We start from the raw sequence: 17,838 nt of genomic DNA on the forward strand, positions 1-17,838 counted from the left end.
CAGTTGTCGTTTGCCAGGTTTTTGGGTCCATCGATAGTAAAATCCTGATTAAACTGGGCTTTGCGAATCAATGAGTACCATTAAAGATCAGCTGCTTACTTAAATAATTACCGAGTAAGCTTGAGGGGGGGAGATTGCGGCATGGCAGTATAAAAAAGGCCCATGATTAATACGATAATGGGCCGTTCTGTAAAGCTAAGATATTATGAATATTTTAATTTTTTTCAAAAAGATATGGTGAAATAAAAACCTTTCGATTAATTGCAAGATAATCCGACCACCATTGCATCATCGCTTTTCGAGCATCAAGGTATTCCGCTTTATGTATGTAAGCCGCCCGCACGCTGTTGCGCTCCTGATGGCTCATCTGGCGCTCCACTGCATCCTGCGACCATAAACCGGACTCCATCAGGGCGCTGCATGCCATTGCCCTGAGGCCGTGACCGCAGATATCATGTTTAGTGTCGTAACCCATAAAGCGCAGTGCCTTATTCACGGTGTTTTCACACATCGGTTTATATGGGTTATGGTCGCCGGGGAAGACCAGCTCACCATCACCGGAGATATCTTTAATCCGTTTCAGAATGGCGATGGCCTGTTCTGAGAGGGGTACGATATGAGCAGTGCGCATTTTGGCACCGCGCCCGGAATAACGCACGCCTGCAATGGCTTCGCGTGTGGCGGGTATCGTCCAGGTTCTATTTCTGAAATCTATTTCTGACCAGCGGGCAAAGCGCAGCTCACTGGAGCGAATGAACAGATGCAGCGTCAACAGGACGGCAAGCCGGGTCAGTTCACGGCCTTGATGATATGCCTCAATACGTTCAAGCAGTTCAGGCAGCCGCTCCAGTGGCAGGGCGGGATAATGCCGTCTGACGGGAGGAGCCGTTACGCCGTCAAGGTTTGCCGCCGGGTTGCTGTCGATTAACCCCTGATGAACTGCATGACGCATGATGTTGCTGAGGTGCTGCCGCGTGCGGGACGCAACTTCAAGCAGTCCTTTTTCCTCAATCCCTTTCAGCAGGCCAATGAAATGCCGGGGTTTAAGCTCTGAGACTGACAGGTGGCCGATAACCGGAAATACATGATTGTTCAGGCTGGCAAGCAGACGGTCAGCGGTGTTCTGCGACCATTTTTTATTACTTTTATGCCACGCCAGTGCCACGATTTTAAATACTTTCTCCGATGTGTAGGCTCCGCGTTCAACTGCCCGCTGCTGTGCCGGGTTGATGTTCAGCGCCAGCATCTTACGGATACCTTCGCGCTGCTGGCGGGCATCAGACAGGGAAACGGCAGGATAGGCACCCAGTGCAATGCGGGATTCTTTGCCGTTTATACGATATTTGAGATACCAGTGACGTGAGCCGCCCGGTTTGACAAGAAGATACAGACCGTGAGAATCGGAGACTTTAAAGGATTTATCAGAAGGTTTAAGAGTGCGGATTTTCGCATCGGTAAGGGACATATGGGGGTCACTCCATTATCGAACTAACCTGACCCCAGATTTGACCACCAATTTTTCCCGATGCGGAGGATTAAATCAAAATACACCGGGAAGAATTTTCACGCTAACCTCTTGAATCAGTATCAGATAAAGATTCGCAAGGAGGCATGAAAACAGGAAATTGGCTCCTCTGACTGGACTCGAACCAGTGACATACGGATTAACAGTCCGCCGTTCTACCGACTGAACTACAGAGGAATCGTTGTGGAGGCTTATCTTAGCGGCGAAAAAACTTTTGTCAAACCTGATCTTAGGGAAAATCGACTGATTGCCGATTCTGTCGTCAGTTTGTTGTAAATACACACATCTTTTTCAGGAAAATACTTTGCAGGATTAGCATTTCTCCCCCATCATTTGAAATGGAGTTTCAACTATTCTCGCTAAGGTCCATTTTGAACGTCACTGCCCCTCTGCGCCAGGCGATCGTGCGCACGCCATGGTACGCAAAACGTAAAAGCTATCGTGTTCTGTTCTGGCGTGAAATCACCCCTCTTGCCGTGCCTATTTTTCTGGAAAATACCTGCGTTCTGCTGATGGGAGTGCTGAGCACCTTCCTGGTGAGCTGGCTGGGGAAAGAGGCGATGGCGGGGGTCGGGCTGGCAGACAGCTTTAACATGGTGGTGATGTCATTCTTTGCCGCCATCGATCTCGGGACGACGGTTGTGGTGGCCTTTAGTCTCGGCAAGCTGGATCCCAAACGCGCGCGCGAGGCTGCACGTCAGTCGCTGATGATCATGACCCTCTTTTCGATTGTTCTGGCGGCGGTGATCCACTATTTCGGTAAAGAGATTATCGATTTTGTCGCCGGGGAAGCCACGAACGAGGTGAAGGACCTGGCGCTGACCTATCTCGAAATGACCGTCTTAAGCTATCCGGCGGCGGCCATCGCGTTGATTGGCAGCGGCGCGCTGCGCGGGGCAGGTAACACCAAAATCCCGCTGCTGATCAACGGTGGGATGAATATCCTGAATATCATCATCAGCAGCGTGCTGATCTACGGCGCGTTCTCGTGGGATGGGCTGGGGTTCGTCGGGGCCGGGCTGGGATTAACCATATCACGCTATATCGGTGCGGCGGCCATCATCGGGGTGCTGATGACGGGGATTACCCCCTCGCTGCGTCTTACGCTTAAGAGCTATTTCCGGCCCTTTAATTTCGCCATTATCTGGGAAGTGATGGGGATTGGTATTCCCGCGAGCATTGAATCCGTGTTGTTCAACGGCGGGAAGCTGCTCACGCAGATGTTTGTCGCCGGAATGGGCACCGACGTTATCGCCGGTAACTTTATCGCCTTCTCCATCGCCTCGCTGATTAACCTGCCGGGTAACGCCCTTGGGTCGGCATCAACCATCATCACGGGTAAACGGCTCGGGAAAGGGCAGATAGGCCAGGCGGAGCGGCAGCTGCGCCATGTGTTCTGGCTGTCGACGATTGGGCTGACGCTGATCGCCTGGGGCACCGCGCCGTTTGCCGGGCTGATGGCCGCGTTCTATACCCACGAAGATGACGTGAAAGAGGTGGTGAAGATCCTTATCTGGCTCAACGCCGCCTTTATGCCCATCTGGGCGGCATCCTGGGTGTTGCCTGCCGGGCTGAAAGGGGCGCGCGATGCCCGTTTTGCCATGTGGGTGTCCATGCTTGGCATGTGGGGGTGTCGCGTTGTTGCGGGCTATACGCTTGGCGTGGTGCTGGGCTGGGGCGTGGTGGGCGTCTGGCTGGGGATGTTCCTTGACTGGGCCGTACGCGGGGCGCTGTTCTACTGGCGCATGGTCAGCGGGCGCTGGCTGTGGAAATATCCGCGACAAAATGCCTGACAATTGCGCGAAATGGAGAATAATTCGGCAAACGATCGGAAATATGCATTCTGCCTTTGACATCATCGGGGAGCATCGATAATATGCGCCCCGTTCACACGATTCCTCTGTAGTTCAGTCGGTAGAACGGCGGACTGTTAATCCGTATGTCACTGGTTCGAGTCCAGTCAGAGGAGCCAAATTTGAAAAGCCTGCTTTTGAAGCAGGCTTTTTGCTTTTCTGCGTCAGGTAAATGCAAAACGGCAACCTTGTTGCCGTTTTTAGTGTTTTCACCCTCTCCCGTGGGAGAGGGATGGGGTGAGGGCATCAGACCGCACGAAATTACACACGAACCGGCGCCGTCGCCTCTTCCAGCCACGAACGCGCCTCGCTATTCACCCGCGGCGTCAGCGCCTCACGTACCTGCTGGTGATACGCATCCAGCCACTGCTTTTCCTGCTCGCTCAACAGCTGCAATTCCACTTGGCTTAGATCGATCGGGATCAGCGTCAGCGAGGCAAACTTGCAGAACCCCGGTCGGCTCTCCACAATTTCTACCTGGTTTTCAATACGGATACCGTGGCTATCGCCCAGATAGTATCCCGGCTCAATGGTCATGATGTTCCCTGCCACCAGCGGCCACGGGTTCACCTTTTTGGCGATGCGATGCGGGTTTTCGTGGATCAGAAGCTGGTGGCACACGCCGTGCCCGGTACCGTGATCGTAATCCAGCCCCATCTCCCACAGCGGACGACGCGCGAAAGCATCCAGCTGGTGCCCCTGCGTACCGGAAGGGAACTGCAGGGTAATCAGCGACAGGAAGCCTCTCAGCACGGCGGTGTAGTGCAGACGCTGCTGCGAGGGGACATTACCCCACGCCAGCGTGCGCGTGGCATCGGTGGTGCCGTTAGCGTACTGCCCGCCCGAATCGTTCAGGTAAAAATGGTCATGACCGATGGGCTTGTTGCTGGCCTCGCTTGAATGATAGTGGCACATCGCCGCATTGCTCGAAGAGGCGGAAATGGTCGCGAAACTCTGCTCGATAAAACCGGGCTGCTGTTTGCGAAATGCCAGCTGCTTCGCCTGCACTTCCAGCTCCGTTAGCGGTTGTCCCGCCGCCGCACGCAGCGGCACTTCGCGGCTCAGCCAGGCCAGGAAGTTGACCCATGCGGCGCCGTCCTGGAGATGGCACTCGCGATACCCTGCCAGCTCGACCGGGTTTTTGGTAGCCTTAATGAGGGTAATGGGATCTGTTCGCCAGACAATTTCACCGCGCGGTTCAATGGCAAAGCGCAGGGCCACCGGCGCGGAGTCGGCATCAACCATCACCCGCTTCCCTTCAGCAAGTTGCTGACAGCGCTCAATAAAGGTGTCCTGTGGCGCAATCGTGAAGGCGTTCAGAACTGCATCAGGGAGTTCTGCGAGCTTATTATCGTTAACAAACCACTCAACGCGGCTGTCGCGACCGAGCAGGGCAAATGAGAGCGGTACCGGACTGGTGGGGATATCTGAGCCGCGCACGTTGAGCAGCCACGCAATGTTATCCGGCAGCGTAACGGCCAGGTAGTCAGCGTTGTTCGCGGCCAGCACGGCGGCAACGCGCTGACGTTTGTCTTCGCTGCTTTCACCGCTTATCGCAACCGGCATCTCACGGATAAGCCCCGCCGGTGCGGCAGGGCGATCGATCCATAAGGCGTCAAACGGTGACGCGTTCAGCGGCACGAGCGCGCACGGTGTGGCAGACAGCTGCGTAAACTCGGTATTCGTCATCAGCATTGGGTCAAAACCGATGCGCGTGCCCGCCGCGACGTTGGCCGTCAGCCAGTCTGCCAGCGGCTCGTTGTGCAGATGGTGGATCTCAACCTCATCCATATTCACCTGAACGCGGGCCTGCACCTGATAGCGCCCGTCGACGAACAGCAGCGCTTTATCCCTCAGTACCAGCGCGACGCCAGCAGAGCCGTTAAAGCCTGTCAGCCAGGCCAGCTTTTCGTCGTTCGACGCGCAATTCTCGCTTTGCCAGGCATCGGTGCGCGGAACGATCATCCCGTCGAGGCTGTTTTCCTGAAGCCACTGACGCAGGGCAGAGAGCGGAGCAGGGGTGTGCATGGTTTTTCCTTATTGTTATTAGCGGAACGGCGGCTCGTTGAAGGTGCGCAGCTTACGCGAATGCAGTCGGTCGCCTTCCGCCCGCAGCAGGTCGATGGCGCGAATGCCGATCTGCAAATGTTCGGAAATCGCCCCTTCATAGAAACGGTTGGCCTGACCCGGCAGCTTAATTTCGCCGTGCAGCGGCTTATCGGACACGCACAGCAGCGTGCCGTAAGGAACGCGGAAGCGATACCCCTGGGCGGCGATGGTGGCGCTCTCCATATCAATCGCCACCGCTCGGCTCAGGTTGAAGCGCAGCGCGGAGGCGGAGTAACGCAACTCCCAGTTGCGGTCATCCGTTGTCACCACCGTACCGGTACGCAGGCGCTGCTTCACCTCTTCACCCGGCATGCCGCTCACCTCTTTGGTGGCGTCATACAGCGCGCGCTGTACTTCGGCGATGCTCGGGATTGGGATATCCGGCGGCAGTACCGCATCCAGCACGTGGTCGTCGCGCAGATAGGCGTGGGCCAGCACGTAATCGCCAATCAGCTGGCTTTCGCGCAGGCCGCCGCAGTGGCCAATCATCAGCCACACGTCGGGGCGCAGCACCGCCAGATGGTCACAGATGGTTTTGGCGTTCGACGGGCCGACGCCGATGTTGATCAGGGTGATCCCCTGACCGTCGGCGGTGATCAGGTGCCAGGCGGGCATCTGGTGTTTTTTCCACGCCAGATCGGAGATGGCCTGCTCGGGCGCTTCGGTCTCGGCGGTGATCCAGATCCCGCCCGCGCAGGAGAGGGCGATATATGGACTGTCCGGATCAAGGATCTGGCTACAGCCCCAGCGAACGAACTCGTCCACGTAGCGGGTGTAGTTGGTAAACAGCACAAACGGCTGGAAATGCTCGGCGGGCGTGCCGGTGTAGTGGCGCAGGCGCGCCAGGGAGAAATCCACCCGACGGGCGTCAAAGTGCGACAGGGGGGAAAACTCTGCCGGGTGATAAATCCCGTCAGCCGTCTCATCGCCAATCTGTGACAGCTCGGTCGTTGGGAAGTGGCGGGTCAGTCCCGCGCTCATGGAGCGGTCAAGAGTTAGCGCCGAACCGTCAATCACGTACGGGTACGGGATCTCATGCTGTGAAGGCTCCACGGCAATGTGCGCGCCGTAATCCTGATACAACAGCGTTAGCTGCTCTTCCAGATAGGGGCGGAACAGTGCAGGGCGGGTGACGGTGGTGCTGTAGCAGCCGGAGTGGGTAAAACGGGCGTAGGCGCGGGTTTTCGGCGTCGTGCTTGCGCTGCCGTCCCAGGTCACAGAGAGCGATGGATAAACAAAAAGGCCTTCGTTTCTGGCCTTTTGATCGGGAAGTTTCCCCGTTTCGATGTATTCGCTAATGGCGCTGCGCAGCGCGTTGACGGACTGTTCATACAGCGCGTCGAGTTTTTCCAGCGCCTGAGCCGGGGTCAGGCTGGAGCCCTTATTATTCATCTCTGTCTCCTTGTTCCACAGGTGTGCGACTCTATCCGATAGTATGTCACACGCCTGTGAAACAAAAGGGAGATCAGGCGTGGCTCGTCTCTTTCATCAGAAGCGCCGTTGCCGCCGACAGCAGGCAGCCGGCCAGCAGATAAATCGCCACGCTGTGCCAGTTACCACCGGAGAAGGCCACCAGCGCGGCGGCGATAAACGGCGTAAATCCGCCGCCGACCACGCTTGCCACCTGGTAACCCACGCCCGCGCCGCTGTAGCGGTAGCTGGCGCCGAACAGTTCGGTAAACATCGGCTGCTGCACGCAGACCACCATATCGTGAGCGATGTTCGCGAGCATAATGGCGAAGAAGACAATCCAGAACACAGAATGAGCCTCCAGTGCCATAAAGAACGGCCAGGCGCTGAGGCTGCCAATCAGCGCGCCGGTGATGTAGACGCGGCGGCGGCCAAACCGGTCCGCCAGCCAGGCGAAGCAGGGGATGGTCAGACAGCTGATCCCGCCAACCAGCAGACCGATATTCAGGAACAGTTCACGGGGCAGGCCGAGATTCTGCGTCGAGTAGTTCAACGCAAAGGCGGTGACGATATACATCGTCAGCAGCTCGCACAGGCGCAGGGCGATAATTTTCAGAAAAGCGCCAGGGTGCCGAATCAGGGCTTCCATCACCGGCAGCCGTTTTTTGACGGACGGCTCCTCACGCTGCTGCTGCTGTTCGAACTCTGCCGACTCATCCATCCCGTTGCGGATCCACAGGGCGGCAATGACCAGCACGATGCTGAAGATAAACGGGATGCGCCAGCCCCAGCTCAGAAACTGCTCGTCGGTGGTGAGCTGGCTGATTAACGATACCAGCCCGGTGGAAAGCAACAGCCCGACGCCGTACCCGACCTGCACGCCGCTGCTGTAAAACGCTTTCTTGTTTTTTGGCGCACTCTCAACGGATAACAGCGCCGCGCCGCCCCATTCGCCGCCCACGGCGAAGCCCTGGATGGCGCGCAGCGTCACCAGCAACACCGGCGCCCACCAGCCGATGGCGGAAAACGACGGGAGAATGCCAATCAGCGCGGTGGCAATCCCCATCATCCAGACGGTAAGCATCAGCATGCGCTTGCGGCCAAGCCGGTCGCCGAAGTGGCCGAAAATCACCCCGCCCAGCGGGCGAAACAGAAAGCCGACGCCGAAGGTGGCAAACGCGGCGAGCGTGCCCATCGCAGGGCTGACCTGGGGAAAAAACTCGCGGTTAAACACCAGCGCGGCGGTGATGCCGTAGAGCAGAAAATCATACCAGTCGACGACGGCACCCGCGAAGCTGCCGAGGGCGGCGCGGCGGGCGCGATTGAGCGAAGGTGTCTCCTCGTTGGGACGATCGGAGATGAGGGTGGAGTCCATAGTTGTCCTGTCCGTACTGTTTTTTATTATTGGTATAAGAAAAGGTCACTCACATAGCTGCCGTCATATAAACGGAACCTATGAGACTACCGCGACAAAACGCCTGAGAAAACGTTTTTATCTTTCCGGGAGGCGCTGAATAAATAAATTTCATCTTCCCCTGCCTCGAGATAAATCCGTCTGTTTGGCTCCGGTTCGTGCTGAATGGATTACAGTAATAGATACCGCTGCGTGACTAAAGCTGAGGGAAAAACGATGCAACGTAACTTTTCGGCATTCTGGATGATCCTGTTTTTATTCGCCGCACCGCTTCATGCCGAGCCGAAAGTCTATGGCGAACAGCGTATTAGCGGCTGGTGGAATGCGCTGACGGATGATATCTCCCAGACCTGGGAAGAGCCGCAACGTTACGATTTGTACTTGCCGTTTCTGAGCTGGCACGCCCGCTTTATGTACGATAAAGAAAAAACCGACAATTACAACGAAATGCCGTGGGGCGGCGGCCTGGGCGTGTCCCGCTATAACGAAGAGGGCAACTGGAGCGCGCTTTTCGCAATGATGTTCAAGGACTCGCACAACGAATGGCAGCCCGCGATGGGCTATGGCTGGGAGAAGGGCTGGTATCTGGATAATGCCAAAGATTTCCGCCTTGGGCTCGGTGCCGCCGCGGGCATCACGGCGCGAGATGATTTTGCAAACTATGTGCCTCTGCCGTTCATCTTCCCGCTGTTTTCAGCTGGCTATAAGCGCGTTACCGTCCAGTTCACCTATATTCCCGGAACTTATAACAACGGCAACGTGCTCTTTGCCTGGCTGCGCTTAGGCTTTTAAAGGGTGATCACCTTTTTTGCCACGGCGTTAGACAATACCAGCATGGAGAAGAGAACAGAGGTGACGAACGTAAGCACAATCAGCGCCAGCTTCATGCCGAGAGAGGTCACCGGTATCAGCGCCGTCAGCAGATGAAACACCGAGTAATGCACAATATATACGCCGGTCATCGTTTTGCTGATGGCGGCCAGAATGGACTCCTTTAATTCAGCATTGCGGCGAAAGCGAACGCCGTTCGCCGCAATCACCAGGGCAATAATCAGGATGTAGATCTGCGAGCCGGTGAGAATAAAGGCGTTCCTGTCGGCCTTAAACAGGGCAAAAAAGAAGTGGCGCTCGTAAAACCAGGTGAAGAGATAGATAAACGGGATGGCGACAACCGCCGCCCGAACCACGTTTTTGCGGCTTATCCACTCGGCGACTTTTGGGTCGCAGAAGAGCTGCCCGGTCAGATAAAACAGCAGCCATGTCCACAGCCGATACTGCGGCGAAAGCGAAAGGACGTGCGTTTCAGGATAAAGCGCCGATAACAGATCGTATCCGTAGGAAAAGCACAGCAGAGCAGCAATCGCGCCGCAGAACAGCGATCTCCGCTGGCTAAGCCACTCCACCGCCGGGTGGAAGGTGTAAATCACGACAAATGCGAACACGAACCAGGGCTGAATTAAATACCCGCGCTGATAAGGCTCCCAGAGGTAGTAGATCGTTATCCAGAACAGAAAAACAATCACCAGACTTTTTATTTTCCCCAGCTGCCAGCGCGTGCCGTGCCGGGATTGCCCGTCGAGATAGCCCGACACCACAAAAAACAGCGGCGTGGCGATGGTCGAGATAAAAGTTAAAAAGCCCAGGATCCAGTGATAGTCATAGTCATAATGATCCCAGGTATTGTAGATGGTGAAGAAGGTGACCGCCGTCATACAGCCCAGCGTCTTGATAATGTTCAGCCCTGTCGCATTCATTGTTGTTTGGCTTCGTCCTTACGATGGAAACACGCATAGATCACGGGGAGTACCAGTAGCGTCAGGATTGTAGCAAACCCCAGTCCAAACATAATCACAACGGCCATGCTCTGGAAGAAAACATCCAGCAGCAGCGGTGCCAGGCCAAGTACGGTCGTGAACGCGGTGAGCAGGATAGGGCGCAGGCGCGAGGTGGCGGCATAAACGATCGCGCTGTGCTGATCCTTGTGCGTTTTCTGCTGTTCGATCTCTTCCACCAGCACGATGCCGTTGCGGATGAGCATTCCGCTCAGGCTCAGCAGACCAATCAGCGCCATAAAGCCAAAGGGAATGCCGGTAATTAAAAATCCTGGCGTGACGCCAATCAACGCCAGCGGTACGGTCAGCCAGATCGCGACGGCATTTTTTACCGAGCTGAACATCAGCACCGTAATGACAAACATCACCAGATACCCGAGAGGTAGCGTAGTGAACAGCCCTTGCTGCGCTTCGCTGGAGTTTTCCGCGTCGCCCCCCCACTCGATGCTGTAGCCGTGTGGCAGGGGAAGGGCATCCACCTGCGGCTTCACGCGGGCGAGAATATCACCGGAGGTTTGCTGGCTCAGCGGGTCCGGATCCGTCTGAACCGTCAGTACCCGCGAGCGGTCGCGTCGAAGGATGAGCGGATCTTCCCACTCCAGCGTGAAGCTGCTAACGACGTTACTCAGCGGGATATACTGCTGCCGCGCCTGGCTCCACACCAGCACGTTGTTCAGGTGGCTGGCGTCCAGCCTTTCGCTTTCCGGAGGCCTCACCACCACGGGCAGCAGGTCACTGCCTTCCCGATACAACCCCGCCCGGCTGCCGGAGAAATTCATCTCCAGCGCGTTGTCGACGTCCTGCTTATCCACGCCAAGCTCGCGTCCCAGCGCGGCGACGTACTGCGGACGGATCACTTTGCTGCGGTTTTGCCAGTCGTTTCGGACGCTCCCCGTGGCCGGGTCGCGCGCCAGGATATCGTCCACCTGGCTGGCAATCAGACGCAGCCTGTCAGGATCCGGGCCTTTAATGCGCACTTCAATGGCGCTGTCGCCGGAGGGCCCAAACATCACCCGTTTCGTGCTGGCGTTGACCTGCGGGTAGTTACGCGCGATGTACTCATCCACGTAGCGCGTCAGCGCGGAGATGCTGCGCTGGTCATCCATACGCACCATGATCTGCGCGTAGTTGCTGTACTGCCGCTGTCCGCTGTAGGTCAGAATAAAGCGCATGCTCCCCTGACCGATGGTCGAGACGGTGGTTTCCACGCCGGGCCGTCCCTTGATGGTTTTCTCAATATCGCCGGTCATTTTCTCGGTCCATTTGATATCGGTCCCGTAGGGTAACCAGAGGTCGACAAAGAAAATCGGCGTATTGGACGACGGGAAAAAGTTTTGCCGCACCGCGCCAAACCCCCAGACAGACGCGGCCAGCAGGGCGGCCATCACTACCAGCGTTGGCGCTTTATGGTGCAGCAGTGCGTTCAGCAGGTGCTGGTAGAGGCGGTAGAGACGTTTGTCGTAAGGATCTGACTCGTTAGTGGCGTCCGGCGCACTGTCGTTTTTAAACAACCACCACTTAATCAGCACCGGGGTGAGGGTGAGCGCCGAGAACCAGCTCAGCATCAGGGAAATCAGCAGCACCTGGAACAGAGATTTACAGTATTCCCCGGTGGAATCCTGCGATAGCCCGATAGGGGCAAACGCAAGGATGGCGATCACCGTCGCCCCCAGCAGCGGCAGGGCGGAGCGGCGGATGATGTTGTTAGCGGCGGTTAACAGCGGGGAGCCCTGCTGCCGGGCAATCAACACCCCTTCGACAATCACGATGGCGTTATCCACCAGCATGCTGAGGGCGATAATCAGCGCCCCGAGCGAGATGCGCTGTAGCTCAATGCCACACAGATACATAATCAGCAGCGTGCCCAGCACGTTAAGGGCGAGAGAAACCGCGATGATGATCCCGCTGCGTACCCCCATAAAGATCAGCAGCACGCCGATGACAATCGCCAGCGCCATCAGGAAGTTAATAATAAAACCGTTAACAGAATGGCCCACTTCGGCTGCCTGATCGTAAAACAGATCTATCTGTATGCCTGCCGGTTTTTCCGCCGACATCTGGTTTAGCTTCGCCTCCAGCGCGTGGCCCACGTCGATCACGTTCACGCCGGGAATAAACGAGACGCCCATGGTGACGGCTTTTTTGCCGTTGGCATGGTAGATACTGGCGGGCGATTCGTTCAGCCCGCGCGACAGCGTGGCGATATCCCGCAGGCGCGTCGCCGCCCCGGTGCCGGAAGGCGTGATGATGAGATCCGCCAGTTCATCAAGATTCTCGAACTCACCAGTGGGGTGCAGACGAATGGATTCGCTGCCGGAGGTGATTTCTCCGGCGCTGGAAACGACGTTGAGCCTGCTGAGCAGGGCGGAAAGCTGGTTCAGCGTAATGCCGCGCGCGGCCATTTTGGTCAGGGAAATATCGATGTTGACCTGTTGGCTAATGGCCCCGCCGATGGCGACCTTCGCGACGCCGGGAACGAGAATCAACGCGCGGCGCAGCTGCTCTGCATATCTCACCAGTTCAGGATTACTGAATTCATCCCCGGAAATGGCGAAGAAGAAGCCGAACACGTCGCCGAAATCGTCATTCACAAAGGGCGTGACGACGCCGGGCGGGAACTGACGCGAGGCATCGCCCACTCGGCGGCGCAGCTCATCCCAAATCTGCGGCAGTTCGTTCGAGTGATAGCGTGAAGCGATGTTAACGGTGATTTGCGACAGCCCGTTTGATGAGATGGAGCTCACGTTGTCCAGATAAGGCAGCTGCTGAAGGGCATTCTCCAGCGGCAGCGTCACCTCTTCTTCAACCTGCTGAGCGGATGCGCCGGGGTAGTGGGTAACCACCACAGCGGTTTTGATGGTAAAGGCGGGATCTTCCAGCCTGCCGATATTCAACAGGGCGAAAATCCCCCCAATGCCCAGCAGCAGAATCGTTAGCCAGACGCGAACCGGGTTATTAATAAATTGACGAGTGATATCCATTACAGTCCCCGCTCACGCGTCCAGATACGCACCGGCTGGTTAGCATGGAGCTCTCCCACGCCTGCGGCCACCACGCGCTCGCCCGCCTTAAGCCCGCTGGTGATCGTCACGCCTTCGGTTATCACTTGCCCCACGCTGACCTTGCGGTCTTCAAGATGGAGCGTGTCGCCTTCTCCCGCCACAACCCAGACGTGCGGCTCATTGCGTGGGCTGTTGTCCGGGTTAAAGACGGCCTCAACCGGTACAACCAGCGTCTGAGCGCCCGCGCCAGCCGGGAGGTTGGTTAAATTGATGGTCACCGTACCGCTTACGCCACCGACGGCGGGAAAATCATCTGGTCGCGGCATGGTCAGTATCACCTGCCAGGTCAGGGTATTACTGTCGCTGCTGCCCGAGTGCTCTTTGTAGACGGCGGTAAATTCCCGATCCGGAATGGCGTTAATTCTCACTACCGGACGATACTGCGCGTTGCGGATATCAAAGGTCTTAAACAGGTTTTCAGGGATGCTGAACACCACATCAAGCAGATCGGTGCGGGTTAACGTCGCGATGGGCTGACCGGCAGACACCACCTGATGGTTTCGGACATGTACGCTGGCCGCCGTCCCGCTGAAGGGGGCGACGAGCGTCATCTGATTCAACTCTTCTCGGGCAATCTGCAGCGCCGCATTCGCCGAATCGCGGTTCGCACGCTGCACGTCCATTTCGGCTTTCGAAATCGCCTGGCGGCCCGCCAGCGTCTGGAAGCGATCGAACTGCCTCTGGGCCAGCGTCGCCGCCGTCTGCATGTCGTTAACCCGCTGCTGGGCTTCACGGGCGTTCAATCTTGCAAGCTGTTGGCCCTGCTTGATGGCTGCGCCCTGACGCACATCGAGCGCTTCAATTTGACCAGCGCGCTTGAAGGAAAGGTCTGTGGCATCGCCCGATTCAATGCGGGCGGGAAAAACGCGCTGCTGGGCATGACCGGGAACCGTCACCTCCGCCACTTTAACCATTCTGGGCAGGGGGGAGGCTTGTTCAGGTTTAGGATCGCACGCCGTGAGCGTTAACAAAACGAACGGTAAAAGAGAGAGGTAACGTTTCACTGTATTCCCCTAATAAATAACTGTTTTATTTATTCCATAACCTGGACAGGGGTGACACTATTCTGCCAGAACAGTGACGACCATATAGGTAAATAAACCAATCGCCGTGCTGGCGATAATGGCAAGCGCAATAAACATACCCAGTCGGATCAGGCTTATGCCATACATACATTCCTCCATGAGCCGGAAGCGGTAACTCACTATGAGCATAGTCGGCGAAAAGATAAATGTTAAATAACCATTAGCAGTGGGGACGCGCTAAACCTGAAATTCCTGTGCTACGTTTAATATTATTCATCTCTTTTACCGTAACTGGCATTAAGGGCAACCCCCTGCATTTAATGCGTTTTTTTTGCTTCATTCACTCTCATGTTGGTTATAAAAAGGATGCTCGATATGTATAAAAACATTCTCGTTCCGGTGGATGTCTACGAGACAAGCCTGGCGGATAAAGCGTTGCAGCATGCACAGTTTCTGGCGCAAAGCGCATTGGGTGACATTCATTTGCTGCACGTCATGCCAAAATTTTCAGCCGAGCTGACGCGCGGTTTTATTTCAGATGCGCGAAAGATGGATGAATATATGATTAATAATTCAAAAGAAAAACTGTCTGACCTGGTCAAAAAATTGAATTTGCCAGAAGAGCGCGTTCACCTCCATGTTCGCAGCGGAAATGTTCGTGATGAGGTTATTAAGCTGGCGGATGAACTTACTGCTGGCGCGATTATCGTCGGCTCCCGCAATCCAAATATTCAAACCCATTTGTTAGGATCGGAGGCGGCAAGTATTGTCCGTTACGCCCATGTTCCTGTTTTCGTTATTCGTTAATTTCATGAAAGCAAGGTGATTTCTGAATAGAACCTGAGGAAGTAACAATGAAAACAGGAAAACCTGAACGTCCGTATTATCAACAAACCGTTGATGAAACCCTGTCGAATATCCACTCCACTCTGGAAGGACTTAGCGGCACTGAGGCATCAGCCCGACTTCAGCAGCATGGTGAGAATGCGTTACCGCAAAAAAAGGGCAAACCCGCCTGGCTGCGCTTCCTGGCGCATTTTAACGATGTACTGATTTACGTTCTGCTGGTGGCCGCGTTGCTTAAGCTCTTTATGGGCCACTGGGTAGACATGTTTGTGATCCTTGGGGTTGCCATCATTAACGCGCTGATCGGCCATATCCAGGAGAGCAATGCTGAGAAATCGTTGCAGAGTATTCGCAATATGCTCTCCAGCGAAGCCGTGGTGGTACGACAGGGGAATCATGAAACGATCCCCACTACGGCGCTGGTCCCGGGCGATATCGTGGTGATCCGCGCCGGGGATCGTATCCCTGCGGACCTGCGCGTGATTGAGGCGCATAACCTTCGCGTGGAGGAGGCCATCCTGACTGGCGAATCCACCGTTGTTGAGAAAAACAGCGATGCGTTAAGCGGGGAACTGCCCTTAGGCGATCGCTATAATCTGCTCTACTCAGGCACCACCGTCAGCTCCGGCGGCGGTAAAGGCGTGGTGGTGGCAACCGGGGGCGAGACCGAGCTTGGCCACATCAATCAGATGATGTCCGACATTGAAAAGCACCGCACGCCGCTGATGGTGCAGATGGACAAGCTCGGTAAGACCATTTTCATCACTATCCTGGTGATGATGGTAGCGCTGTTCGTCTTTAGCCTCCTGTTCCGGGATATGCCGGTTTCTGAACTGGTGCTGTCGCTTATCAGCCTCGCCGTTGCCGCCGTGCCGGAAGGCCTGCCGGCCATCATTTCCATCATCCTTTCGCTTGGCGTACAGGCCATGGCGCGTCGCAAGGCCATTATTCGCAAGTTGCCCACGGTGGAAACCCTGGGCGCAATGACGGTCATCTGCTCGGATAAAACCGGCACCCTGACGATGAATGAAATGACGGTCAAAGCGGTGATTACCGCTGACACGACCTATCGCGTGGAGGGCGACAGCTACGAACCGGTGGGAAATATTCACCCCGTAGATGACCCGACGCCCGTCAGCGTGACGCAGGGTTCCCTGCTGGAACGCTACCTGCGCACCATTGACCTCTGTAATGACAGCCAGCTGATCAAAGACGAGCAGGGGCTGTGGAAAATCACCGGAGGACCAACCGAGGGTGCCCTGAAGGTGCTGGCGGCGAAAATCCCGCTCCCACCGCTTGATACGGAAATGCGCAGTAAAATCCCGTTTGATTCGCAGTATAAATACATGTCCACGCTCTACCGACTGGGTGAAGAAGAGGCGATTTTAATCACCGGCGCGCCGGACGTCCTGTTCCGCCTCTGCCAGTACCAGCAGACGAATGACGGACTGCAGCCGTTCGATCAACCTTACTGGGAAGGGAAGATTGAAGAGTATGCCCGGGAAGGGCTGCGCATGGTGGCGGCGGCCTGGAAACCTGCCCGCGAAGGACAGCGCGATCTGGATCACCCGGACCTCCATGATGGCGTGATCCTGCTGGGTATTGCAGGAATGATGGATCCGCCGCGTCCGGAGGCCATTACCGCGATTGCCGACTGTCTGCAGGCCGGGATTCGCGTGAAAATGATCACCGGCGACCACCCGCAAACGGCCATGAGCATCGGGCAAATGCTGGGGATTGGTAACGCCGCAAGCGCGATCACCGGACGCGAGCTGGAGGCGATGGATGACCGTCAGCTGAGCGACGCCGCGCAGCAGTACGATATTTTCGCCCGAACCAGCCCGGAGGATAAATTCCGCCTCGTGCAGGCCCTGCAAAGTAAACAGGAAGTGGTGGGCATGACCGGGGATGGCGTGAACGATGCCCCGGCGCTCAAGCGGGCGGATGTGGGTATCGCCATGGGGATTAAGGGGACTGAGGTCACCAAGGAAGCCGCCGACATGGTGTTAACGGATGACAACTTTGCCACCATTGCCAGTGCGGTCCACGAGGGACGGCGGGTTTACGATAACCTGAAAAAAACGATTCTGTTCGTTATCCCGAGCAACATCGCGCAGGCCCTGCTGATCATCATCGCGCTGCTGGCGGGGAACCTGATTCCGCTGACGCCGGTCCTGATCCTGTGGATGAACATGGCCACTTCAGCAACCCTGTCGTTTGGCCTGGCGTTTGAAGCGGGTGAGAAGGACATCATGAACCGGCCACCGCGCAAGGCGAATCTGCATGTGATGGACGGCTACGCTATATGGCGCGTGGTGTTTGTCGGTCTGATGATTGCCATTAGCGCCTTCGTGCTGGAAGCCTGGCTACAGCCGCGCGGCTACTCGGCGGAATTCATCCGCACCGTGCTGCTGCAAACCCTGGTGACCGCGCAGTGGTTCTACATGCTCAACTGTCGCGTTAATGACGGCTTCTCGCTGAGCAAAGGTCTGCTGGCGAATAAAGGGATTTGGATCGTGAGCGGCGTACTGCTGGCGCTACAGCTTCTTATCATTTACGCCCCGTTCATGCAGATGCTGTTTGGCACCGAAGCGCTGCCGTTCCGCTACTGGGTCATTACCTTCCTGATTGGTTTTGTGATGTTCCTTATTGTCGAGGCGGAAAAAGTGCTGACGCGCAGATGGCGTAAAATCGAAGCGTAATAGCGTAAACTGAGAAAGCCTGCCTGAGTCCAGGCTTTCTCTTTTGTGAGCACAGGAAAT

At 56.2% G+C, this 17,838-nt stretch carries 12 protein-coding genes and 2 tRNA genes; 6 read left to right on the forward strand and 8 right to left on the reverse strand.

Annotated elements, in window-relative coordinates; genetic code table 11:
- Window positions 1-214 precede the first annotated feature (214 nt).
- Window positions 215-1,465 (reverse strand): integrase arm-type DNA-binding domain-containing protein, encoded by a 1,251-nt coding sequence (locus IM295_RS03830; protein WP_193066244.1) that lies wholly within the window; start codon window positions 1,463-1,465, stop codon window positions 215-217.
- Window positions 1,466-1,626: 161 nt separating this feature from the next.
- Window positions 1,627-1,702: transfer RNA gene (locus IM295_RS03835), tRNA-Asn, on the reverse strand.
- A 6-nt stretch (window positions 1,703-1,708) separates the two neighbouring features.
- Between IM295_RS03835 and IM295_RS23265 the strand changes: the two genes are divergently transcribed.
- The 3 genes from IM295_RS23265 (at window position 1,709) to IM295_RS03845 (ending at window position 3,497) form a co-directional block, all read left to right on the forward strand.
- Window positions 1,709-1,801, forward strand: a complete 93-nt coding sequence (locus tag IM295_RS23265; protein WP_219358334.1) for a DUF5951 family protein — start codon at window positions 1,709-1,711, stop codon at window positions 1,799-1,801.
- A gap of 62 nt (window positions 1,802-1,863) precedes the next feature.
- On the forward strand, window positions 1,864-3,318 hold the full coding sequence (emmdR, locus tag IM295_RS03840; RefSeq protein ID WP_120787280.1) for a multidrug efflux MATE transporter EmmdR: 1,455 nt from the start codon (window positions 1,864-1,866) through the stop codon (window positions 3,316-3,318).
- Between the two features lie 103 nt (window positions 3,319-3,421).
- Window positions 3,422-3,497 (forward strand) — tRNA-Asn (locus IM295_RS03845).
- 142 nt (window positions 3,498-3,639) lie between these two features.
- Here the strand turns inward: IM295_RS03845 and IM295_RS03850 are convergent.
- The 3 genes from IM295_RS03850 to shiA all read right to left on the reverse strand — a co-directional run bounded on the left by IM295_RS03850 (window position 3,640) and on the right by shiA (window position 8,272).
- On the reverse strand, window positions 3,640-5,406 hold the full coding sequence (locus IM295_RS03850; RefSeq protein ID WP_193066245.1) for an aminopeptidase P family protein: 1,767 nt from the start codon (window positions 5,404-5,406) through the stop codon (window positions 3,640-3,642).
- Between the two features lie 18 nt (window positions 5,407-5,424).
- Window positions 5,425-6,879, reverse strand: a complete 1,455-nt coding sequence (locus tag IM295_RS03855; protein ID WP_041909184.1) for an AMP nucleosidase — start codon at window positions 6,877-6,879, stop codon at window positions 5,425-5,427.
- 73 nt (window positions 6,880-6,952) lie between these two features.
- Window positions 6,953-8,272: a shikimate transporter gene (gene shiA, locus IM295_RS03860; protein ID WP_193066246.1), complete on the reverse strand. Its 1,320-nt coding sequence runs from the start codon at window positions 8,270-8,272 to the stop codon at window positions 6,953-6,955.
- 255 nt (window positions 8,273-8,527) lie between these two features.
- On the opposite strand from shiA, the gene pagP reads away from it, so the two are divergent.
- Window positions 8,528-9,103: a lipid IV(A) palmitoyltransferase PagP gene (pagP, locus tag IM295_RS03865; protein ID WP_193066247.1), complete on the forward strand. Its 576-nt coding sequence runs from the start codon at window positions 8,528-8,530 to the stop codon at window positions 9,101-9,103.
- Here pagP and IM295_RS03870 read toward each other — a convergent pair.
- Genes IM295_RS03870 through IM295_RS03880 form a run of 3 tightly spaced genes read right to left on the reverse strand, consistent with a single transcriptional unit; the run spans window position 9,100 to window position 14,209 of the window.
- A complete protein-coding gene (locus tag IM295_RS03870; protein ID WP_045629806.1) occupies window positions 9,100-10,065 on the reverse strand; it encodes an acyltransferase in 966 nt (321 codons plus the stop codon). The two genes, pagP and IM295_RS03870, sit on opposite strands and share 4 nt — an antisense overlap.
- Window positions 10,062-13,124, reverse strand: a complete 3,063-nt coding sequence (locus tag IM295_RS03875; RefSeq protein ID WP_193066248.1) for an efflux RND transporter permease subunit — start codon at window positions 13,122-13,124, stop codon at window positions 10,062-10,064. The genes IM295_RS03870 and IM295_RS03875 overlap by 4 nt, the downstream gene beginning before the upstream one ends.
- The gene (locus tag IM295_RS03880; RefSeq protein ID WP_193066249.1) at window positions 13,124-14,209 is read right to left on the reverse strand and encodes an efflux RND transporter periplasmic adaptor subunit; all 1,086 of its coding nucleotides are present in this window, start codon (window positions 14,207-14,209) and stop codon (window positions 13,124-13,126) included. The genes IM295_RS03875 and IM295_RS03880 overlap by 1 nt, the downstream gene beginning before the upstream one ends.
- Before the next feature lie 396 nt (window positions 14,210-14,605).
- Between IM295_RS03880 and IM295_RS03885 the strand changes: the two genes are divergently transcribed.
- On the forward strand, window positions 14,606-15,037 hold the full coding sequence (locus IM295_RS03885) for a universal stress protein (RefSeq protein WP_047367872.1): 432 nt from the start codon (window positions 14,606-14,608) through the stop codon (window positions 15,035-15,037).
- 47 nt (window positions 15,038-15,084) lie between these two features.
- Complete coding sequence (locus tag IM295_RS03890; protein ID WP_063437793.1) at window positions 15,085-17,778, forward strand: cation-transporting P-type ATPase; 2,694 nt, start codon at window positions 15,085-15,087, stop codon at window positions 17,776-17,778.
- Window positions 17,779-17,838 lie beyond the last annotated feature (60 nt).

Source organism: Enterobacter cloacae complex sp. P14RS (assembly GCF_014895895.1).
In the GTDB taxonomy this organism is placed as follows: domain Bacteria; phylum Pseudomonadota; class Gammaproteobacteria; order Enterobacterales; family Enterobacteriaceae; genus Enterobacter; species Enterobacter bugandensis.